The organism is Bradyrhizobium sp. WBOS08, from assembly GCF_024585125.1.
GTDB lineage: Bacteria > Pseudomonadota > Alphaproteobacteria > Rhizobiales > Xanthobacteraceae > Bradyrhizobium > Bradyrhizobium japonicum_B.
The window spans coordinates 842,398-861,092 of the sequence record NZ_CP028988.1 but is presented as its reverse complement, the minus strand read 5'-3'; the positions used below and the strand labels follow the sequence as shown (position 1 = coordinate 861,092).

General features: G+C 63.5%; 26 protein-coding genes. All 26 read left to right on the top strand.

Annotated elements, in window-relative coordinates; all coding sequences use genetic code 11:
- The first annotated feature begins 170 nt into the window (after positions 1 to 170).
- The 26 genes from DCM80_RS04040 to rpmD all read left to right on the top strand — a co-directional run bounded on the left by DCM80_RS04040 (position 171) and on the right by rpmD (position 18,641).
- On the top strand, positions 171 to 2,231 hold the full coding sequence (locus DCM80_RS04040; RefSeq protein ID WP_257195843.1) for an FAD-dependent oxidoreductase: 2,061 nt from the start codon (positions 171 to 173) through the stop codon (positions 2,229 to 2,231).
- Positions 2,232 to 2,363: 132 nt separating this feature from the next.
- Positions 2,364 to 4,382, top strand: coding sequence for an ABC transporter ATP-binding protein (locus tag DCM80_RS04035; protein WP_257195842.1), 2,019 nt, complete (start codon positions 2,364 to 2,366; stop codon positions 4,380 to 4,382).
- An 875-nt stretch (positions 4,383 to 5,257) separates the two neighbouring features.
- Positions 5,258 to 5,629 (top strand): 30S ribosomal protein S12, encoded by a 372-nt coding sequence (rpsL, locus tag DCM80_RS04030; protein ID WP_007603006.1) that lies wholly within the window; start codon positions 5,258 to 5,260, stop codon positions 5,627 to 5,629.
- A gap of 15 nt (positions 5,630 to 5,644) precedes the next feature.
- Complete coding sequence (gene rpsG / locus DCM80_RS04025) at positions 5,645 to 6,115, top strand: 30S ribosomal protein S7 (RefSeq protein ID WP_008136420.1); 471 nt, start codon at positions 5,645 to 5,647, stop codon at positions 6,113 to 6,115.
- Positions 6,116 to 6,148: 33 nt separating this feature from the next.
- Positions 6,149 to 8,221, top strand: a complete 2,073-nt coding sequence (fusA, locus tag DCM80_RS04020) for an elongation factor G (protein WP_128919614.1) — start codon at positions 6,149 to 6,151, stop codon at positions 8,219 to 8,221.
- 40 nt (positions 8,222 to 8,261) lie between these two features.
- On the top strand, positions 8,262 to 9,452 hold the full coding sequence (gene tuf / locus DCM80_RS04015) for an elongation factor Tu (RefSeq protein WP_008136415.1): 1,191 nt from the start codon (positions 8,262 to 8,264) through the stop codon (positions 9,450 to 9,452).
- Between the two features lie 83 nt (positions 9,453 to 9,535).
- Entirely contained in the window at positions 9,536 to 9,844 is a 309-nt protein-coding gene (rpsJ, locus tag DCM80_RS04010; RefSeq protein ID WP_002712302.1) for a 30S ribosomal protein S10, read from the top strand.
- A gap of 98 nt (positions 9,845 to 9,942) precedes the next feature.
- Positions 9,943 to 10,656, top strand: a complete 714-nt coding sequence (gene rplC / locus DCM80_RS04005; RefSeq protein WP_028137024.1) for a 50S ribosomal protein L3 — start codon at positions 9,943 to 9,945, stop codon at positions 10,654 to 10,656.
- Position 10,657: 1 nt separating this feature from the next.
- Complete coding sequence (gene rplD / locus DCM80_RS04000) at positions 10,658 to 11,278, top strand: 50S ribosomal protein L4 (RefSeq protein ID WP_074116741.1); 621 nt, start codon at positions 10,658 to 10,660, stop codon at positions 11,276 to 11,278.
- Entirely contained in the window at positions 11,275 to 11,577 is a 303-nt protein-coding gene (locus DCM80_RS03995) for a 50S ribosomal protein L23 (RefSeq protein ID WP_028137022.1), read from the top strand. Before rplD ends, DCM80_RS03995 begins: the two co-directional genes overlap by 4 nt.
- Before the next feature lie 12 nt (positions 11,578 to 11,589).
- Entirely contained in the window at positions 11,590 to 12,423 is an 834-nt protein-coding gene (gene rplB / locus DCM80_RS03990; RefSeq protein ID WP_126258105.1) for a 50S ribosomal protein L2, read from the top strand.
- Between the two features lie 12 nt (positions 12,424 to 12,435).
- A complete protein-coding gene (gene rpsS / locus DCM80_RS03985) occupies positions 12,436 to 12,714 on the top strand; it encodes a 30S ribosomal protein S19 (RefSeq protein WP_008136357.1) in 279 nt (92 codons plus the stop codon).
- Positions 12,715 to 12,724: 10 nt separating this feature from the next.
- Complete coding sequence (gene rplV, locus DCM80_RS03980; RefSeq protein ID WP_028137020.1) at positions 12,725 to 13,111, top strand: 50S ribosomal protein L22; 387 nt, start codon at positions 12,725 to 12,727, stop codon at positions 13,109 to 13,111.
- Between the two features lie 17 nt (positions 13,112 to 13,128).
- Positions 13,129 to 13,854, top strand: coding sequence for a 30S ribosomal protein S3 (gene rpsC / locus DCM80_RS03975; protein WP_018647246.1), 726 nt, complete (start codon positions 13,129 to 13,131; stop codon positions 13,852 to 13,854).
- A 30-nt stretch (positions 13,855 to 13,884) separates the two neighbouring features.
- Positions 13,885 to 14,298, top strand: coding sequence for a 50S ribosomal protein L16 (gene rplP / locus DCM80_RS03970; RefSeq protein WP_008136349.1), 414 nt, complete (start codon positions 13,885 to 13,887; stop codon positions 14,296 to 14,298).
- 5 nt (positions 14,299 to 14,303) lie between these two features.
- Positions 14,304 to 14,510: a 50S ribosomal protein L29 gene (gene rpmC / locus DCM80_RS03965; protein ID WP_011088144.1), complete on the top strand. Its 207-nt coding sequence runs from the start codon at positions 14,304 to 14,306 to the stop codon at positions 14,508 to 14,510.
- A gap of 13 nt (positions 14,511 to 14,523) precedes the next feature.
- The gene (gene rpsQ, locus DCM80_RS03960) at positions 14,524 to 14,772 is read left to right on the top strand and encodes a 30S ribosomal protein S17 (protein ID WP_007603028.1); all 249 of its coding nucleotides are present in this window, start codon (positions 14,524 to 14,526) and stop codon (positions 14,770 to 14,772) included.
- An 83-nt stretch (positions 14,773 to 14,855) separates the two neighbouring features.
- Positions 14,856 to 15,224 carry a 50S ribosomal protein L14 gene (gene rplN, locus DCM80_RS03955; RefSeq protein WP_007603030.1) on the top strand — a complete coding sequence of 123 codons (369 nt, stop codon included), beginning with the start codon at positions 14,856 to 14,858 and terminating at the stop codon, positions 15,222 to 15,224.
- Positions 15,224 to 15,538 carry a 50S ribosomal protein L24 gene (gene rplX / locus DCM80_RS03950; RefSeq protein ID WP_007603031.1) on the top strand — a complete coding sequence of 105 codons (315 nt, stop codon included), beginning with the start codon at positions 15,224 to 15,226 and terminating at the stop codon, positions 15,536 to 15,538. The genes rplN and rplX overlap by 1 nt, the downstream gene beginning before the upstream one ends.
- Positions 15,531 to 16,088, top strand: coding sequence for a 50S ribosomal protein L5 (gene rplE / locus DCM80_RS03945; protein ID WP_018647250.1), 558 nt, complete (start codon positions 15,531 to 15,533; stop codon positions 16,086 to 16,088). The genes rplX and rplE overlap by 8 nt, the downstream gene beginning before the upstream one ends.
- Positions 16,089 to 16,134: 46 nt before the next feature.
- The gene (rpsN, locus tag DCM80_RS03940) at positions 16,135 to 16,440 is read left to right on the top strand and encodes a 30S ribosomal protein S14 (protein ID WP_028137018.1); all 306 of its coding nucleotides are present in this window, start codon (positions 16,135 to 16,137) and stop codon (positions 16,438 to 16,440) included.
- A gap of 14 nt (positions 16,441 to 16,454) precedes the next feature.
- Positions 16,455 to 16,853: a 30S ribosomal protein S8 gene (rpsH, locus tag DCM80_RS03935; protein ID WP_028137017.1), complete on the top strand. Its 399-nt coding sequence runs from the start codon at positions 16,455 to 16,457 to the stop codon at positions 16,851 to 16,853.
- Between the two features lie 16 nt (positions 16,854 to 16,869).
- Positions 16,870 to 17,403 (top strand): 50S ribosomal protein L6, encoded by a 534-nt coding sequence (gene rplF, locus DCM80_RS03930; RefSeq protein WP_257195841.1) that lies wholly within the window; start codon positions 16,870 to 16,872, stop codon positions 17,401 to 17,403.
- A gap of 11 nt (positions 17,404 to 17,414) precedes the next feature.
- The gene (gene rplR / locus DCM80_RS03925) at positions 17,415 to 17,777 is read left to right on the top strand and encodes a 50S ribosomal protein L18 (RefSeq protein WP_007603036.1); all 363 of its coding nucleotides are present in this window, start codon (positions 17,415 to 17,417) and stop codon (positions 17,775 to 17,777) included.
- Positions 17,778 to 17,824: 47 nt separating this feature from the next.
- Positions 17,825 to 18,421, top strand: coding sequence for a 30S ribosomal protein S5 (gene rpsE, locus DCM80_RS03920; protein WP_014494507.1), 597 nt, complete (start codon positions 17,825 to 17,827; stop codon positions 18,419 to 18,421).
- 25 nt (positions 18,422 to 18,446) lie between these two features.
- Positions 18,447 to 18,641, top strand: a complete 195-nt coding sequence (gene rpmD, locus DCM80_RS03915) for a 50S ribosomal protein L30 (RefSeq protein ID WP_011088137.1) — start codon at positions 18,447 to 18,449, stop codon at positions 18,639 to 18,641.
- Positions 18,642 to 18,695 lie beyond the last annotated feature (54 nt).

Sequence of the window (18,695 nt, the reverse complement as noted above, 5' to 3'; positions counted from 1 at the left end):
TAATGAAAAGGCCGGCGCAAGCCGGCCTTTTTGCTACATTCCTTGCTTGCTTGCTGCGATGCGGGATCAGCCCTTGTTCATCTTTCCTTCAGGCGTAAAAGCGCTTCTGCTAGGGGAGTCTAGACCGGTGGTCCCGTGATGGGGGGCGGACCGGAGACCACGGAACTCATATGCTTGATCTCGCAATCGTAGGCGGCGGCCCCGGCGGGCTGATGAGCGCCTGGTACCTGAAGCGCAAGCTCGGCGATCTCTGTCGCGTCACCATCTTTGAGGCCTCCGACCGGCTCGGCGGCAAGATCGTCACGCGCAAGTTCGATGCCGCGCCCGCGATGTACGAGGCCGGCGTGGCCGAGATCTACGATTACTCGATGACGGGTCCGGATCCGCTGCGCGAGTTGATCCAGCATTTCGGGCTGCAGACCATTCCGATGGACGCCGAGCAGGTGCACCTCGGCGGCGAGCTGCTGAACGATGTGCCCGGCATGCGCCGCAAATACGGTGCCAAGACCGCCGCTGCGATCGAGGCCTTCCGCAAGCGCTGCGCCGAGATGTTGTCGCCGGTCGAATATTACGAGGGCGTCGGCGCGCACGACAACGAGAATCCCTGGGCCTACAAGACCGCCGAGCAGGTGCTCGACGAGGAGGTCGAGGACGAGACGGCCAAGCGATTCTTCAAGGTGATGGCGCGCTCCGACATCGCGACCGAGAGCCACAACACCAACGGCCTCAACGCGCTCAAGAACTACCTGATGGACGTCGACGGCTATATCGGCCTCTATTCCATCCAGAACGGCAACGAGCAGCTGATCGAGTGCCTGCAGTCGGAGGTCAACGCCGACATCCAGCTCAATCATCGCGTGCTTACCGTGGGCAAGGCGCCGACCGGCCGCTACCAGCTCAAGATGATGAACGGCAAAGGACCGGAGACCCGCGACTTCGACCTCGTGCTGGTCTGCCTGCCGCATTCCTGGCTGGCCACGCTCGGCTGGGAAGGCGAGCAGCTGCGCAAGTCGATGGTCAAGCACGTCTCCTATTTCGACCGTCCCGCCCACTACCTGCGCGTCTCGATCCTGTTCGACACGCCGTTCTGGGGCGGGAAGATTCCCGGCGCCTGGTTCATGTCGGAAGCTTTCGGCGGCTGCTGCGTCTACAACGAGGGCGCGCGCCACGACGTCGGCAAGCACGGCGTGCTGAACTGGCTGATTCCGGGCTCCGACGCGCTGGCTTTCGCCAATCTGTCGGACCAGGAGCTGATCGACGCCGCGCTGAAGTCGCTGCCGGCCTCGCTCGGCGACGCGCGTTCGCATTTCATGGAAGGCAGGATCCACCGCTGGCTGTCGTCGGTGAACGCCATACCGGGCGGGCTGCCCGTGCGCGACGTCATGACCAACCACCGGCCGGAGCCGAAGGAGCATCCGGGCATCGTGGTGGTCGGCGACTATCTGTTCGACTCCACGCTGAACGGGCTGCTCGACTCCTCCGACGCCGCCACCGACATCATCCTGACCGAGATGATGCGCCTGCGCCGGGAGCGCGCGCAGGAGGACCAGCCGCTCTCCGACAAGATCGATCGCGATTATTTCGAGAACTATCGCGGTCTCGGTCCCTACCACGAGGCGTGGCGCCACTTTACCGACCCCGATTATCTCACCAAGCTGCTCGGCATCGTCTGGGGCAAGACGAAGGGCTTCAAGCTGCTCGTCGCGGGCTCCGCCAGCGGCGAACTGGTCGGCGCGCTGCGCGAGCGCGGCATCGATGCCTTCGGCATCGAGAACAACCGTGCCATTCACGCCAGGACGCCGAAGGCGCTGAAGAAGTACAACAAGCTCGGCTCGATCACCGACATGCCGTTCAAGGACGGCGCGTTCGACTTCGTGTTCGAGACCAGCCTCTGCCACGTTTCCCCGAAGCAGGTGGTCCGCGCGATCCGCGAGCTCAACCGCGTGGTCAGGACCGGCCTCGTGTTCGGCTCGATCACCTCGGACATGGCTCCCGCCCTGATCGACCGCTACGACCTGCTGCGCGGGGTCAAGAAGCTCGGCACCTGGTGGGAATGGTCCGAGCTGTTCTTCGGCAACGGTTTCGATCTCTCGATGCACCGCAAGGACTGCACCGATGCGCTCTGGGAGGCGACGCTCGCCGCCAACAAGGGGCCAGGGCAGTGGTACGCCGACGCCGACAGCTTGCGCTATTCCTTCTTCGACAAGGTCGAGGACGAGGACGAGGAATAGCCGCGGGACGCATCGAATTCGTCCAATTGTTTTGCCGAATTCATCTTGATCGCATAGAATCGGGGCCTTAGCGGTTGCCGCTATGTCCTGCGTTCTCTGCGGTCATGCCGGCCGTCAGCATCGGTTGGTTTCATGGCATCCAAGCCTCTCTCGCCCGACGACAAGCCTCTCGCGCCCGACAAACAGAAGCTCGCCGCAGACAAGGCGGCCGGGCTCGACGACAAGCTCGCCGCTTCTGCCAAGCCGGACCTGGACGACGAGGAGGATGACGAGGACGAGGCGGATGACGGCCTGGAACTCGACGACGATGATGAGGACGAGGACCTCGTCGTCTTTACCGCTCGCGAGGCCGCCGGCGCGCTCGCGACCATCCTCGGGTTCGTCAAACCCTATCTGACGAACTACAAGCGGATGCTGTCGTTCGTCGCGTTCGGCGTCTTCGTCGAGACGCTGTTCAACGTCATCATGCCGCTCAGCCTCAAGTTTCTGATCGACGAGGCGCTCGGCGAGGAAGACTTCCAGGCGCTGTACAAGATCCTCGGCGTGCTCGCCGTCGCCGGCATCTTCACCTCGATTGTCGCAGTCTGGTACGAGCGCTGGGATGCGCGGCTGGCCGCCTGTGTCATCTCGGACGTCCGCAAACGCCTGTTCGAGCACGTCCAGGACCTGCCGGCCGCCTATTTCGGCCGCACCAAGCGCGGCGAAATCCTGTCGCGCTTCTCGGTCGACCTCTCGGCGTTCGAAGGCTCGGTGAAGACCTTCGCCAACAGCGCCGCGCTGCCGTTTCTGGAGCTGGTCGCCGGCATCATCCTGATGGTGTTCCTGAACTGGCAGCTCGCGGTGGTCGCGCTGCTCGTGTTTCCGATCACGCTGATCGGCCCGCGGATCCTGACCCCCAAGGCCGTGCAGGCCAATTACGAGCAGAAGCTCAACGAGAGCGCGCTGCTCGGCATGGTGCAGGAGAACGTGGCGGCGCAGGCCGTGATCAAGGCGTTCAGCCTGCAGCGCAAGATGTTCGGCTTCTTCGCCTTCCGCAACGACGAGACGCGTAACAAGATCGCCTCGGCCGCGTTCCTGTCGACCATGGTGGAGCGGACGGTCACCATCTCGGTGCTATTGCTGCACCTCGTGGTGCTCGCGATTGGCGCGTATCTGGCGACCAAGGGCCAGATCACGATCGGCACCTTCGTCACCTTCGAGAGCGCGTTCTGGGAGGTCTCCTACAACATCGCCCATCTGATGCATTTCATCCCGGTGTCGATCTCCTCGGCCGCCGCGATCCGCCATATCCAGGAGCTGCTGGACGAGCCGACTCGCGCCGCCGATCGGCCCGGTGCGCCCGATTTGCCGCGCATCACCAACGACATCACCTTCGACCGCGTCACCTTCCGGTACGAAGGCAGCCAGACGCCGGTGCTGGACAATCTCAGTCTCAAGCTCGACGCCGGCAAGCGCATCGCGATCGTCGGCCCGAGCGGCTCCGGCAAGAGCACGTTGCTCAACCTGATCCTGCGGCTCTACGTGCCCGACGAGGGACGGCTCACCATCGACGGTGTCGACGTCCGCAAGGTGACGCTGGATTCGCTGCGCCGGAGCATGGCGGTGGTGTTCCAGGAGAACATGCTGTTCAACATGTCGATCCGGGAGAACATCCGGCTCGGCAAGGAGGGCGCGACCGACGAGGAGGTGGAGGAAGCCGCCAAGAAGGCCGAGATCCACCGCTACATCATGAGCCTGCCGCAGCGATACGACACGCCGGTCGGCGAGCGCGGCGACACCCTGTCGGGCGGCCAGCGCCAGCGCATCGCGATCGCGCGCGCCATCATCCGCAATCCGTCGGTGCTGCTGCTGGACGAAGCCACCTCGGCGCTGGACCAGACCACGGAAGCTGCGATCAACCGCACGCTGCTCAAGGTCGCCAAGGGCCGCACCATGATCTGGTCGACCCACCGTCTGACGTCGGTGGTCGAGATGGACGAGATCATCGTGATTTCCGGGGGCAGGGCGATCGAACGCGGCTCTCATGCCCAGCTGCTCGCCAAGAACGGGACCTATCGCAAGCTGTGGAACGACCAGATCCACCAGCCGCACGGCGCGGCCGCGCCCGTCGACGACGGCAGAGATGACGACGACGACGATGAGGATGACTAGGAGTGACCGGACCGCGATTCGGTGATTCCGGTGATCGGCATCGGCGCGGTCCGCACCTGACGAGTTTTCGATTCGAGAGCTCGATCGGATAGCTCTCATTCGAGTTGGTCGTGAGCATCGAAAGTCCAAGCGGCTGTCGTCGCGGACCTTGGTCGCGCGACGACTTCCGCTGCTCCCAGTGGTGCCGATGACCGCCGAAGCGGAGAGATTAATGACCCTTAACGCATTCCGAGCAAGAAAAGGCCGCGCCGATTGTCATAAAGTTGCTTTTTTTCCGGGTATTAAATACAGTCAGGCTGGCAAAGTGAACGCTACCGTCCCATATTGAGGGAGCGCGGTGAGGGCGGCAAACTGCGATTTTGACAGGCTGCTGAAGCGCTTCGTGACTGTCGTTTCGCCTTGACTTGAGCGACTCTCACTTATAGAAAGCGCCTCACTTAACGACAGGCGGTGAGCATCGCCAGCGTCGGAACGGGCCACCCGTTAGATCTCCTAGGACCAGCTCCGCAAGGGATCGCTCAAGACGGGCACCAACCTCGACGAATGCCGCTCAAACGCTGTCGATCATAGCTAGGCAATGCCAGTGCGATTCTAGGTCTCTTGAGCAAGTTCTCTTGAGATCGAATTCGGATGCATGACCTCAGTGCGCAGGCCTGGCTTTACGCCGACGGCCTTAATACTGCGGTCCTCTGTGGCGTCGAAGCGCTTTCCGCCCGTTGATGGGGTGGTTGGCGCGATTTCGCTTTGTGCGGATTGTTCCGCGGAAGGCAGCCTCGTCGGGCAGGTAGCTCGAAAGAATTTGCAGTTCCGGCAACGGGCTGCGGCAAGACAGCGGATCCGCAAGGGGCCGCGACAGAACAAAGGGTAAGGCCAGGATGCCGACGATCAACCAGCTGATCGCTCAACCGCGTGAAGTGCAGAAGTCGCGCAAGAAGGTGCCGGCGCTGCAGCAGTCGCCGCAGAAGCGTGGTGTTTGCACCCGCGTCTACACCACGACCCCGAAGAAGCCGAACTCGGCGCTTCGTAAGGTTGCCAAGGTGCGCCTGACCAACGGCTTCGAGGTGATCGGCTACATCCCCGGCGAGGGCCATAACCTCCAGGAGCACTCGGTGGTCATGATCCGCGGCGGCCGCGTCAAGGACTTGCCCGGCGTGCGTTACCACATCCTCCGCGGCGTTCTGGATACCCAGGGCGTCAAGAACCGTAAGCAGCGTCGTTCGAAGTACGGCGCGAAGCGTCCGAAGTAAGCGGGAACCAGCTCTATGTCTCGTCGCCATTCAGCGGAAAAGCGCGAAGTCCTTCCCGATCCGAAGTTCGGGAACATCATCGTCACGAAGTTCATGAACTCGGTGATGTACGCCGGCAAGAAGTCGGTCGCCGAGGGCATCGTCTACGGTGCGTTCGGCATCATCGAATCCAAGACCAAGCAGAACCCGCTCGGCGTGTTCGAGCAGGCGCTCGAGAACGTCATGCCGACGATCGAGGTTCGCTCCCGCCGCGTCGGCGGCGCGACCTACCAGGTTCCGGTCGAGGTTCGCTCGACCCGCCGGCAGGCGCTGGGCATCCGCTGGCTGATCTCGGCCGCGCGCGAGCGCAACGAGAAGACCATGACCGAGCGGCTTTCGGCCGAGTTGCTGGACGCATCGAACAACCGCGGGAACGCCGTCAAGAAGCGTGAAGACGTGCACCGGATGGCGGAAGCCAACCGCGCCTTCTCGCACTATCGCTGGTAACGGCGACACACTCGGACTCGCAAGGAACCACCCATGCCCCGCCAACATGCCATCGAGGACTACCGTAACTTCGGTATCATGGCGCATATCGACGCCGGCAAGACCACGACGACCGAGCGCATCCTCTATTACACCGGCAAGAGCCACAAGATCGGCGAAGTGCACGAAGGTGCCGCGACGATGGACTGGATGGAGCAGGAGCAGGAGCGTGGCATCACGATCACCTCGGCTGCGACCACCGCGTTCTGGGCCGGCAAACGCCTGAACATCATCGACACTCCCGGCCACGTCGACTTCACCATCGAGGTCGAGCGCAGCTTGCGCGTGCTCGACGGCGCCGTCTGCGTGCTCGACTCGAACCAAGGCGTCGAACCCCAGACCGAGACCGTCTGGCGCCAGGGTGACAAGTACAAGGTTCCGCGCATCGTCTTCGCCAACAAGATGGACAAGACCGGCGCCGACTTCTTCAAGTGCCTGGCCGACATCGTCGACCGCCTCGGCGCCAAGCCGATCGCGATCCAGCTTCCGATCGGCGCCGAGAACAACTTCAAGGGTCTCGTCGACCTCGTGAAGATGCAGGGCATCATCTGGAACGATGAATCGCTCGGCGCGAAGTTCGACTATGTCGACATTCCCGAGGATCTGGTCGAGCAGGCCAAGGAATATCGCGAGAAGATGGTGGAAGCCGCCGTCGAGCTCGACGACGACGCCATGGCCGCCTATCTCGACGGCAAGGAGCCGGACGAGGCGACGCTGAAGCGGCTGATCCGCAAGGCGGTGCTGACCGGCGCCTTCTATCCGGTGCTGTGCGGCTCGGCCTTCAAGAACAAGGGCGTGCAGCCGCTGCTCGACGCCGTCGTCGACTATCTGCCGTCGCCGATCGACGTGCCCGCGATCAAGGGCACCGACGACCGCGGCAACGAGGTCGTGCGCAAGGCGGACGACAAGGAGCCGCTGGCGCTGCTCGCGTTCAAGATCATGGACGACCCGTTCGTCGGCACCATCACCTTCTGTCGCATCTATTCCGGCGTGCTGCAGAGCGGCACCGGCGTCGTGAACTCGACGCGCGAGAAGAAGGAGCGCATCGGGCGCATGCTGTTGATGCATGCGAACAACCGCGAAGACATCAAGGAAGCCTATGCCGGCGACATCGTCGCGCTGGCCGGCCTGAAGGAAGCGCGCACCGGTGACACGCTGTGCGATCCCGACAAGCAGGTGATCCTGGAGAAGATGGAATTCCCCGAGCCGGTCATCGAGATCGCGATCGAGCCGAAGTCCAAGGCCGACCAGGAAAAGCTGGGCGTGGCGCTGGCCAAGCTCGCCGCGGAGGATCCGTCCTTCCGCGTGTCGACCGACCAGGAGTCCGGCCAGACCATCCTCAAGGGCATGGGCGAGCTCCATCTCGACATCAAGGTCGACATTCTCAAGCGTACCTACAAGGTCGACGCCAACATCGGCGCCCCGCAGGTTGCGTTCCGTGAGCGCGTCACCAAGAAGGCCGAGGTCAAGTACACCCACAAGAAGCAGACCGGCGGCACCGGTCAGTTCGCGGAAGTGTCGATCGTGGTCGAGCCGAACGAGCCCGGCAAGGGCTACGAGTTCGAGTCCAAGATCGTCGGCGGTGCGGTTCCGAAGGAATACATCCCCGGCGTCGAAAAGGGCCTCAACAGCGTGATGAGCTCCGGCGTGGTCGCGGGCTTCCCCGTGGTCGACGTCAAGGTTCAGCTCGTCGACGGCAAGTATCACGACGTCGACTCGTCGGCGCTCGCCTTCGAAATCGCATCGCGCGCGGCATTCCGCGAAGCCTTGCAGAAGGGCAAGTCCGTCCTGCTCGAGCCGATCATGAAGGTCGAGGTCGTGACCCCGGAAGACTACACCGGTTCGGTCATCGGCGACCTGAATTCCCGGCGCGGTCAGATCCAGGGTCAGGACATGCGCGGCAACGCCAACGTCATCAACGCGATGGTGCCGCTCATGAACATGTTCGGTTACGTGAACAACCTGCGCTCGATGAGCCAGGGTCGCGCGACCTTCACCATGCAGTTCGACCACTACGCAGAAGCGCCGGCCAACGTGTCGGCAGAAGTCCAGAAGAAGTTTGCCTGATTGTCGTCGGTCTAAAGCTGACGATTGAACGGAGAGTCAAATGGCCAAAGCAAAGTTTGAACGTAACAAGCCGCACTGCAACATCGGCACCATCGGTCACGTCGACCATGGCAAGACGTCGCTGACCGCGGCGATCACCAAGGTTCTCGCCGAAGCCGGCGGTGCGACGTTCACCGCGTACGACCAGATCGACAAGGCGCCGGAAGAGAAGGCGCGCGGCATCACCATCTCGACCGCGCACGTCGAGTACGAGACGCCGAACCGCCACTACGCCCACGTCGACTGCCCCGGCCACGCCGACTACGTCAAGAACATGATCACCGGCGCCGCCCAGATGGACGGTGCGATCCTGGTCGTGTCGGCCGCTGACGGCCCGATGCCGCAGACCCGCGAGCACATCCTGCTCGCCCGCCAGGTCGGCGTGCCCGCGCTCGTCGTGTTCCTCAACAAGTGCGACATGGTCGACGATCCGGAGCTGCTCGAGCTCGTCGAGCTCGAAGTCCGCGAGCTGCTCTCCAAGTACGACTTCCCGGGCGACAAGATCCCGATCATCAAGGGCTCGGCGCTCGCCGCCCTCGAAGATTCCGACAAGAAGCTCGGCCACGACGCCATTCTCGAGCTGATGAAGAACGTCGACGAGTACATCCCGCAGCCGGAGCGTCCGATCGACCAGCCGTTCCTGATGCCGGTTGAAGACGTGTTCTCGATCTCGGGCCGCGGCACCGTCGTGACCGGCCGCGTCGAGCGCGGCATCGTCAAGGTCGGCGAGGAAATCGAGATCGTCGGTCTGCGCGCCACGCAGAAGACCACGGTCACCGGCGTCGAAATGTTCCGCAAGCTGCTCGATCAGGGCCAGGCCGGCGACAACATCGGTGCGCTGCTCCGCGGCACCAAGCGCGAAGACGTCGAGCGCGGCCAGGTGCTGTGCAAGCCGGGTTCGGTCAAGCCGCACACCAAGTTCAAGGCTGAGGCTTACATCCTCACCAAGGAAGAGGGCGGTCGCCACACCCCGTTCTTCACCAACTACCGTCCGCAGTTCTACTTCCGCACCACCGACGTGACCGGTGTCGTGCATCTGCCGGAAGGCACCGAGATGGTGATGCCGGGCGACAACATCGCGATGGAAGTGCACCTGATCGTGCCGATCGCGATGGAAGAGAAGCTCCGCTTCGCGATCCGCGAAGGTGGCCGCACCGTCGGCGCCGGCGTCGTCGCCTCGATCATCGAGTAACAAGCGAATAGGGAATGGTGAGTGGCGGATAGGGATCTATTCGCTACTCGCTACTCGCCACTCTACTCAAAGAAAGCACGGCAATGAACGGCCAAAACATTCGTATCCGTCTCAAGGCGTTCGACCATCGTATCCTCGATACGTCGACCCGCGAGATCGTGAACACGGCGAAGCGCACCGGCGCGCAGGTCCGCGGACCCATTCCGCTGCCCACCCGCATCGAGAAGTTCACCGTCAACCGTTCGCCCCACGTCGACAAGAAGAGCCGCGAGCAGTTCGAGATGCGCACTCACAAGCGCCTGCTCGACATCGTCGATCCGACCCCGCAGACCGTCGATGCTTTGATGAAGCTCGACCTGGCCGCCGGTGTCGACGTCGAGATCAAGCTCTGAGCATGCCCCGAGAAGTGGGCACCGGTCTTCGGATCGGGTCGTGCTCACTTACGAAGATTAGCTAGTCCGCAAGGACAGAAAGAACAGGAAGCAAGCCGATGCGCTCCGGAGTGATCGCACAAAAGGTCGGGATGACGCGGGTCTTTACGGAGGCCGGCGAACATATCCCCGTGACCGTGCTGAAGCTCGGCAATTGCCAGGTCGTAGGCCACCGTACCGAAGAGAAGAACGGCTACGTCGCGCTCCAGCTCGGTTCTGGCAGCCGCAAGACCGTTTACATGCCCAAGGCGGAGCGCGGCCAGTTCGCGGTCGCCAAGGTCGAGCCGAAGCGGCGGGTCGAGGAATTCCGCGTCTCGCAGGACGCGATGATCCCCGTCGGCGCCGAGATCCTCGCGGATCACTTCGTCGTCGGGCAGTTCGTCGACGTCACCGGCACCTCGGTCGGTAAGGGGTTCGCCGGCGGCATGAAGCGCTGGAACTTCGGCGGTCTGCGCGCCACCCACGGCGTGTCGGTCTCGCACCGTTCGATCGGTTCGACCGGCGGCCGTCAGGACCCCGGCAAGACCTGGAAGAACAAGAAGATGCCCGGCCACATGGGTGTCGACCGCATCACCACGCTCAACCTTCGGGTCGTCCAGACCGATGTCGAGCGCGGCCTGATCCTCGTCGAAGGCGCCGTTCCCGGCTCCAAGGGCGGCTGGATCCGCGTGCGCGACGCCGTCAAGAAGCCGTTGCCGAAGGAAGCTCCGAAGCCCGGCAAGTTCAAGGTTGCTGGCGACGCGGAAGCCGCTCCGGCTGCGCAGGAGGCGTGAGATGGAATTGAAGGTCACCACCCTCGAAGGTAAGGAAGCCGGCTCGGTCCAGCTCTCCGACACCATTTTCGGCCTCGAGCCGCGCCAGGACATCATTGCACGTTGCGTGCAGTGGCAGCTCAACAAGCGCCAGGCCGGTACGCACAAGGCCAAGGGCCGCGCCGAGATCTGGCGCACCGGCAAGAAGATGTACAAGCAGAAGGGCACCGGCGGTGCTCGTCACGGCTCGGCCCGCGTGCCGCAGTTCCGCGGCGGCGGTCGTGCCTTCGGTCCGGTGGTGCGTTCGCACGCCACCGACCTGCCGAAGAAGGTCCGTGCGCTCGCGCTGAAGCATGCGCTTTCGGCCAAGGCCAAGGACGGCGATCTCGTCGTGATCGACAAGGCCGCGCTGGAAGCCGCCAAGACCAAGGCGCTGCTCGGTCACTTCTCCGGTCTGGGCTTGACCAACGCGCTGATCATCGACGGTGCCGAGCTCAACAACGGTTTTGCCGCTGCGGCCCGCAACATCCCGAACATGGACGTGCTGCCGATCCAGGGCATCAACGTCTACGACATCCTGCGCCGTCAGAAGCTCGTTCTGACCAAGGCCGCCATCGATGCGCTGGAGGCGCGCTTCAAATGACGAAGAACATCGAGGCTCGCCACTACGACGTGATCGTCGCGCCGGTCGTGACCGAGAAGGCGACGATCGCCTCCGAGCACAACAAGGTGCTGTTCAAGGTCGCGGCGAAGGCGACCAAGCCGCAGATCAAGGAAGCGATCGAGAAGCTGTTCGACGTCAAGGTCAAGAGCGTCAACACGCTGGTCCGCAAGGGCAAGACCAAGGTCTTCCGCGGCAATCTCGGCTCGCAGTCGAACACCAAGCGCGCGATCGTGACCCTCGAAGAGGGCCACCGGATCGACGTCACCACCGGTCTGTAAGGTCGTACGACGATGGCACTGAAGAAATTCAACCCCACGACGCCGGGCCAGCGCCAGCTGGTCATGGTCGATCGTTCGGCCCTCTACAAGGGCAAGCCGGTCAAGGCGCTCACCGAGGGCAAGCATTCCTCGGGCGGCCGCAACAACACCGGCCGCATCACCGTGCGCTTCCGCGGCGGCGGTCACAAGAAGACGCTGCGCACCGTCGATTTCAAGCGCGAGAAGATCGACGTCCCCGCGACCGTCGAGCGGCTCGAGTATGATCCGAACCGCACCGGCTTCATCGCGCTGATCAAGTATCAGGACGGCGAGCAGGCCTACATCCTGGCGCCGCAGCGCCTGGCCGTGGGCGACACCATCGTCGCCGGCAACTACGTCGACGTGAAGCCGGGCAACGTCATGCCGCTCGGCAACATGCCGGTCGGCACGATCATCCACAACATCGAGGTCAAGATCGGGAAGGGCGGCCAGCTCGCCCGTTCCGCCGGCACCTACGCCCAGCTCGTCGGTCGCGACCAGGACTACGTCATCATCCGCCTGAATTCGGGCGAGCAGCGCCTGGTGCACGGCCGTTGCCGCGGCACGATCGGTGCGGTGTCGAACCCGGATCACATGAACACCTCGATCGGCAAGGCCGGTCGCAAGCGTTGGATGGGCCGTCGCCCGCACAACCGCGGTGTCGCGATGAACCCGATCGACCATCCGCACGGCGGTGGTGAAGGTCGTACCTCGGGCGGCCGCCATCCGGTCACGCCGTGGGGCAAGCCGACCAAGGGCAAGAAGACCCGCACCAACAAGTCGACCAACAAATTCATTCTCCTAAGCCGCCACAAGCGGAAGAAGTAAGGAACGCCGGACATGGTTCGTTCAGTCTGGAAAGGCCCGTTCGTCGAGGGTTCTCTGCTCAAGAAGGCAGATGCCGCGCGCGCGTCCGGCCGTCACGATGTCATCAAGATCTGGAGCCGTCGCTCGACGATCCTGCCGCAATTCGTCGGCCTGACCTTCGGCGTCTACAACGGTCAGAAGCACGTGCCGGTGGCCGTCAACGAGGAAATGGTCGGTCACAAGTTCGGCGAGTTCTCGCCGACCCGGACCTTCCATGGCCACTCCGGCGACAAGAAAGCCAAGAAGGCTTGAGGATTAAACGATGAGCAAACCTAAGCGCGAACGGAGCCTCGCCGACAACGAGGCCAAGGCGGTCGCCCGGATGCTGCGGGTGAGCCCGCAGAAGCTCAACCTGGTCGCCCAGCTCATTCGCGGCCGGAAGGCTGCTGCTGCGCTCGCCGATCTGCAGTTTTCGCGCAAGCGGATCGCGGTCGACGTCAAGAAGTGCCTGGAATCGGCCATCGCCAACGCCGAGAACAACCACGACCTCGACGTCGACGATCTTGTCGTGGCGCAGGCCTTCGTCGGCAACGGTCTGGTGATGAAGCGCTTCGCCGCTCGCGGCCGTGGCCGCTCGGGCCGGGTCTACAAACCATTTTCGCAGCTGACGATCATCGTTCGTCAGGTCGAAGCTGAAGCCGCCGCTTAAGGGCGCAGGAGAACACGATGGGTCAAAAGATCAATCCGATCGGTCTGCGCCTCGGCATCAACCGTACCTGGGATTCCCGCTGGTTCGCCGGCAAGCAGGAATACGGCAAGCTGCTGCACGAGGACGTCAAGATCCGTGAGATCCTGCACAAGGAGCTCAAGCAGGCGGCCGTCGCCCGCATCGTGATCGAGCGTCCGCACAAGAAGTGCCGCGTCACCATCCACTCGGCCCGTCCGGGCGTGGTGATCGGCAAGAAGGGCGCCGACATCGACAAGCTGCGCAAGCGGGTCGCGGACATCACCTCGTCCGACGTCGTCATCAACATCGTCGAAATCCGCAAGCCGGAGCTCGATGCGACGCTGGTGGCCGAATCGATCGCCCAGCAGCTGGAGCGCCGCGTGGCGTTCCGCCGGGCCATGAAGCGCGCCGTGCAGTCGGCGATGCGTCTCGGCGCGGAAGGCATCCGCATCAACTGCTCGGGTCGTCTGGGCGGTGCGGAAATCGCGCGTATGGAATGGTACCGCGAAGGTCGCGTGCCGCTGCACACGCTGCGCGCCGACATCGACTACGGCGTTGCGACCGCGTTCACGACCTTCGGCACCTGCGGCGTCAAGGTCTGGATCTTCAAGGGCGAGATCCTCGAGCACGATCCGATGGCCCAGGACAAGAGAATGGCCGAAGGCGAGACGGGCGGTAGTGGTGATCGTGGTGGCCGTCAGCGCCGCGACACGGCTGCAGCCTAAAGCCGTACAGGAATTTGAGGGCTCAAAGCCATGATGCAACCTAAGAAAACGAAGTTCCGGAAGGCGCACAAGGGCCGCATCCACGGCGTTGCGTCTTCGGGCGCGACGTTGGCGTTCGGCCAGTTCGGCCTGAAGGCGACCGAGCCTGAGCGCGTCACCGCGCGCCAGATCGAAGCCGCTCGTCGCGCGCTGACCCGCCACATGAAGCGCGCCGGCCGCGTCTGGATCCGCGTGTTCCCGGACGTTCCGGTGTCGAAGAAACCGGCCGAAGTCCGCATGGGCTCCGGCAAGGGTTCGCCGGAATTGTGGGTCGCGCGCGTCAAGCCGGGCCGGGTGCTGTTCGAGATCGACGGCGTCAACACCCAGACGGCGCGTGAGGCGCTGACCCTGGCGGCCGCCAAGCTGCCGATCAAGACGCGCTTCGTCGAGCGCATTGCGGAGTAATGGCCATGGCCCAGATGAAGATCGAAGACATCCGCGCGATGAGCCCCGACCAGCAGGATGACGCCATCCTGAACCTGAAGAAGGAGCGCTTCAACCTGCGCTTCCAGCGCGCCACCGGGCAGCTCGAGAACACCTCGCGCCTGCGCGAGGCCCGCCGTGACATCGCCCGGATCAAGACCGTCGCCGCGCAGACGCGCGCCAAGAAGAAGTAAGAGGCTTACGAAGATGCCGAAACGTACTTTGCAGGGCGTGGTCGTCAGCGACAAGCAGGCCAAGACCATCGTGGTGCGCGTCGACCGCCGCTTCACGCACCCGATCTACAAGAAGACGATCCGCCGTTCGAAGAACTACCACGCGCACGACGAGAGCAACGAGTTCAAGCCGGGCGACATGGTGTGGATCGAGGAATCGAAGCCGATTTCGAAATTGAAGCGCTGGGTCGTGATCCGGGGCGAGCACAAGAAAAGCGCCTGATCTGTTGGCCTTAGCCGACTGACTTCAGGGAAATGTTGAGCGCCGGCTGGGCTGGCGCAAAGAGAAGAGGACGAGGTGCATCAATGATTCAGATGCAGACCAACCTCGACGTGGCCGACAATTCTGGCGCACGCCGTGTCATGTGTATCAAGGTGCTCGGAGGCTCCAAGCGCCGCTACGCCACGATCGGCGACATCATCGTCGTCTCGATCAAGGAAGCGATTCCGCGTGGCAAGGTGAAGAAGGGCGACGTGATGAAGGCCGTCGTGGTGCGCGTCCGCAAGGACATCCGCCGCGCCGACGGTTCGGTCATCCGCTTCGACCGCAACGCCGCCGTTCTGATCAACAATCAGTCCGAGCCGGTCGGCACCCGTATCTTCGGGCCCGTGCCGCGCGAGCTGCGCGCCAAGAACCACATGAAGATCATCTCGCTCGCGCCGGAGGTGCTGTGATGGCTGCGAAGATCCGCAAGGGCGACAAGGTCGTCGTGCTGACCGGTCGCGACAAGGGCCGGACCGGCGAAGTGTTCGAAGTGCGTCCCGACGCCGGCACGGCGCTGGTGCGCGGCATCAACATGGTCAAGCGTCACCAGAAGCAGACGCAGGCACAGGAGGGCGGCATCATCTCCAAGGAGTCGCCGATCCAACTGTCCAATATCGCGTATGTCGGCAAGGACGGAAAGCCGACCCGCGTCGGATTCAAGATTCTGGCGGACGGCAAGAAGGTCCGCATCGCCAAGAGCTCGGGAGCTGAGATCGATGGCTGAGGCCGCTTACACCCCGCGCCTGCGCGCGGAATACGACGCGAAGATCCGCACGGCTCTGACCGAGAAGTTCGGTTATGAGAACGTCATGCAGGTTCCGCGCCTGGACAAGGTCGTGCTGAACATGGGCGTCGGCGACAGCGTCAACGACCGCAAGAAGGCCGAGACCGCCGCTGCCGAGCTGACCCAGATCGCCGGCCAGAAGGCGATCGTGACCTATTCGCGGATCGCGATCGCGACCTTCAAGCTGCGTGAGAACCAGCCGATCGGCTGCAAGGTCACGCTCCGCAAGGCCCGCATGTACGAGTTCATCGATCGCCTGGTGACGGTCGCGCTGCCGCGCGTCCGCGACTTCCGCGGCCTGAACCCGAAGAGCTTCGACGGCCGCGGCAATTACTCGCTCGGCATCAAGGAGCACATCATTTTCCCCGAGATCGACTTCGACAAGGTCACGGAAGCCCGCGGCATGGACATCACCGTCTGCACCACGGCCAAGACCGACGAAGAGGCGAGGGCCTTGTTGACCGCTTTCAATTTCCCGTTCCGGCAGTGAGACGCTGACCTAAAGCCTCTCAAACGCGGATACCCAGGAGCCAAGCATGGCAAAGAAGAGTTCAGTCGAGAAGAACAACCGGCGCAAGCGGATGGTGAAGAACGCCGCCGCCAAGCGCGAGCGGTTGAAGGCGATCATCGCCGACAAGACGCTGCCGATGGAGGAGCGGTTCGCCGCGACCCTGAAGCTGGCGGAAATGCCGCGCAACTCGTCGGCGACCCGCATCCGCCTGCGTTGCGAGCTGTCGGGCCGTCCGCGCTCGAACTACCGCAAGAACAAGCTGTCCCGTATCGCGCTGCGCGAACTTGGCTCCAAGGGCATGGTCCCGGGCCTCGTGAAGTCCAGCTGGTAAGGAGGGTCGTTTAGATGTCCACGCACGATCCAATCAGCGATCTGATCACCCGTATCCGCAACGCGCAGATGCGCTCGAAGAGCAAGGTCTCCACGCCCGGCTCGAAGATGCGCGAGAACGTGCTCGAAGTCCTCAAGACCGAGGGCTACATCCGCGGCTACGCCACGCTCGAGCATTCCTCGGGCCGCAGCGAGATCGAGATCGAGCTGAAGTATTTCGACGGCGAGCCCGTCATCCGCGAGATCGAACGTGTCTCCAAGCCCGGGCGCCGTGTCTACGCCTCGGTGAAGAACCTGCCGCGGGTCAACAACGGGCTCGGCATTTCGGTGTTGTCGACGCCGAAGGGGATCATGGCCGACCACAGCGCGCGCGACGCGAATGTGGGCGGTGAAGTCCTCTTCACGGTGTTCTGAGAAGGATTTTTCATCCATGTCACGTGTTGGCAAAAGGCCTGTGGCGGTGCCGTCGGGTGTTACCGCGACCGTCGATGGGCAGACCGTCAAGATGAAGGGGCCGAAGGGCCAGCTTCAGTTCGTCGTCCATGACGACGTCGAGGTGAAGCTCGAGAGCGGCCAGATCAAGGTTCAGCCGCGCTTCGAGACCAATCGCGCGCGCGCCCTGTACGGGACCGCTCGCGCCCAGGTCGCGAATCTGGTCGAAGGCGTCACCAAGGGTTTCGAGAAGAAGCTGGAGATCACCGGCGTCGGTTACCGCGCCGCGATGCAGGGCAAGAACCTGCAGCTCGCGCTCGGTTACAGCCACGACGTGGTCTACGCGATCCCGGAAGGGATCACGATCACGGTGCCGAAGCCGACCGAAATCACGGTGTCGGGCAGCGACATCCAGCGTGTCGGCCAGGTCGCGGCCGAGATCCGCAGCTATCGCCCGCCGGAGCCCTACAAGGGCAAGGGCGTGAAGTATGTTGGCGAATTCATCTTCCGCAAGGAAGGCAAGAAGAAGTAACGGAGCCGGTCATGTCCAAAGCCAAGGTTACCAATGCCCGGCGCAAGCGGAGTGTGCGGCTGAAGCTGCGCCGCTCCGGTGGTGGTCGTCCGCGTCTGTCGGTGTTCCGCTCGTCCAAGCACATCTACGCCCAGGTCATCGACGACCTGAAGGGCGAGACGCTGGCCTCTGCCTCCTCGCTCGAGAAGTCGATGCGCGACGGCGGCAAGACCGGCGCCGACATCGATGCGGCGAAGGCGGTCGGCAAGCTGCTGGCCGAGCGCGCCGCCGAGAAGGGTGTCAAGGAAGTCGTGTTCGATCGCGGCAGCTACCTCTATCACGGGCGCGTCAAGGCTCTCGCCGACGCTGCGCGTGAGAGTGGGCTGAGCTTCTAACGGAATTTGAGGATTGAGGCGTAAGCCTCTGAAGGATTGGAAAAACCATGGCAGCTGAACGCGAACAACGTGGTGGACGCGATCAACGCGGCGGCGGACGTGAACGCAGGGAGCGCGAGGAGCGCGACAGCGAGTTCGTCGACAAGCTCGTCCACATCAATCGCGTGGCCAAGGTCGTCAAGGGCGGCAAGCGCTTCGGTTTCGCAGCGCTGGTCGTGATCGGCGACCAGAAGGGCCGCGCCGGCTTCGGTCACGGCAAGGCGCGCGAAGTGCCCGAGGCGATCCGCAAGGCAACCGAATCCGCCAAGCGCAACCTGACCCGCGTGTCGCTGCGCGAGGGCCGTACGCTGCATCACGACATCGCCGGCCGTCATGGCGCGGGCCGCGTCTACCTGCGTGCGGCTCCGGCCGGTACCGGCATCATCGCCGGCGGTCCGATGCGCGCCGTGTTCGAGACGCTCGGCGTCCAGGACGTGGTGGCGAAGTCGATCGGATCGTCGAACCCCTACAACATGGTTCGTGCGACCTTCGACGCGCTGAAGCACCAGGACTCGCCGCGCTCGGTCGCTGCCCGCCGCAATATCAAGGTGTCCACCCTCCAGTCCCGCCGTATCGGTGGCGACGCCGAGGCGGCTGCCGACTAACGGAAGCTTTTCGGAGTAGACTCCCATGGCCAAGGCCGCAAAGACGATCAAGCTCGAGCAGACCGGCAGCGCGATCCGCCGCCATCACTCGCAGCGCTCGACGCTGATCGGGCTCAAGCTCAACAAGATCGGCCGCACCAGCGAACTGCCGGATACGCCGGCGGTCCGTGGCATGATCGAGAAGGTTCACCATCTCGTCCGCATCGTCGACGAGAAGTAAGCAAAGGCGCAGGATCCCGAACGGCGGGCTACCCGTTTTCGGCGAAGATCAGGC

What these genes read in the sequence shown, in the direction of transcription:
- DCM80_RS04040 (WP_257195843.1), top strand. Translation starts at nt 171, where the DNA reads ATGCTTGATCTCGCAATCGTAGGCGGCGGCCCCGGCGGGCTGATGAGC.
- DCM80_RS04035 (WP_257195842.1), top strand. Translation starts at nt 2,364, where the DNA reads ATGGCATCCAAGCCTCTCTCGCCCGACGACAAGCCTCTCGCGCCCGAC.
- rpsL (WP_007603006.1), top strand. Translation starts at nt 5,258, where the DNA reads ATGCCGACGATCAACCAGCTGATCGCTCAACCGCGTGAAGTGCAGAAG.
- rpsG (WP_008136420.1), top strand. Translation starts at nt 5,645, where the DNA reads ATGTCTCGTCGCCATTCAGCGGAAAAGCGCGAAGTCCTTCCCGATCCG.
- fusA (WP_128919614.1), top strand. Translation starts at nt 6,149, where the DNA reads ATGCCCCGCCAACATGCCATCGAGGACTACCGTAACTTCGGTATCATG.
- tuf (WP_008136415.1), top strand. Translation starts at nt 8,262, where the DNA reads ATGGCCAAAGCAAAGTTTGAACGTAACAAGCCGCACTGCAACATCGGC.
- rpsJ (WP_002712302.1), top strand. Translation starts at nt 9,536, where the DNA reads ATGAACGGCCAAAACATTCGTATCCGTCTCAAGGCGTTCGACCATCGT.
- rplC (WP_028137024.1), top strand. Translation starts at nt 9,943, where the DNA reads ATGCGCTCCGGAGTGATCGCACAAAAGGTCGGGATGACGCGGGTCTTT.
- rplD (WP_074116741.1), top strand. Translation starts at nt 10,658, where the DNA reads ATGGAATTGAAGGTCACCACCCTCGAAGGTAAGGAAGCCGGCTCGGTC.
- DCM80_RS03995 (WP_028137022.1), top strand. Translation starts at nt 11,275, where the DNA reads ATGACGAAGAACATCGAGGCTCGCCACTACGACGTGATCGTCGCGCCG.
- rplB (WP_126258105.1), top strand. Translation starts at nt 11,590, where the DNA reads ATGGCACTGAAGAAATTCAACCCCACGACGCCGGGCCAGCGCCAGCTG.
- rpsS (WP_008136357.1), top strand. Translation starts at nt 12,436, where the DNA reads ATGGTTCGTTCAGTCTGGAAAGGCCCGTTCGTCGAGGGTTCTCTGCTC.
- rplV (WP_028137020.1), top strand. Translation starts at nt 12,725, where the DNA reads ATGAGCAAACCTAAGCGCGAACGGAGCCTCGCCGACAACGAGGCCAAG.
- rpsC (WP_018647246.1), top strand. Translation starts at nt 13,129, where the DNA reads ATGGGTCAAAAGATCAATCCGATCGGTCTGCGCCTCGGCATCAACCGT.
- rplP (WP_008136349.1), top strand. Translation starts at nt 13,885, where the DNA reads ATGATGCAACCTAAGAAAACGAAGTTCCGGAAGGCGCACAAGGGCCGC.
- rpmC (WP_011088144.1), top strand. Translation starts at nt 14,304, where the DNA reads ATGGCCCAGATGAAGATCGAAGACATCCGCGCGATGAGCCCCGACCAG.
- rpsQ (WP_007603028.1), top strand. Translation starts at nt 14,524, where the DNA reads ATGCCGAAACGTACTTTGCAGGGCGTGGTCGTCAGCGACAAGCAGGCC.
- rplN (WP_007603030.1), top strand. Translation starts at nt 14,856, where the DNA reads ATGATTCAGATGCAGACCAACCTCGACGTGGCCGACAATTCTGGCGCA.
- rplX (WP_007603031.1), top strand. Translation starts at nt 15,224, where the DNA reads ATGGCTGCGAAGATCCGCAAGGGCGACAAGGTCGTCGTGCTGACCGGT.
- rplE (WP_018647250.1), top strand. Translation starts at nt 15,531, where the DNA reads ATGGCTGAGGCCGCTTACACCCCGCGCCTGCGCGCGGAATACGACGCG.
- rpsN (WP_028137018.1), top strand. Translation starts at nt 16,135, where the DNA reads ATGGCAAAGAAGAGTTCAGTCGAGAAGAACAACCGGCGCAAGCGGATG.
- rpsH (WP_028137017.1), top strand. Translation starts at nt 16,455, where the DNA reads ATGTCCACGCACGATCCAATCAGCGATCTGATCACCCGTATCCGCAAC.
- rplF (WP_257195841.1), top strand. Translation starts at nt 16,870, where the DNA reads ATGTCACGTGTTGGCAAAAGGCCTGTGGCGGTGCCGTCGGGTGTTACC.
- rplR (WP_007603036.1), top strand. Translation starts at nt 17,415, where the DNA reads ATGTCCAAAGCCAAGGTTACCAATGCCCGGCGCAAGCGGAGTGTGCGG.
- rpsE (WP_014494507.1), top strand. Translation starts at nt 17,825, where the DNA reads ATGGCAGCTGAACGCGAACAACGTGGTGGACGCGATCAACGCGGCGGC.
- rpmD (WP_011088137.1), top strand. Translation starts at nt 18,447, where the DNA reads ATGGCCAAGGCCGCAAAGACGATCAAGCTCGAGCAGACCGGCAGCGCG.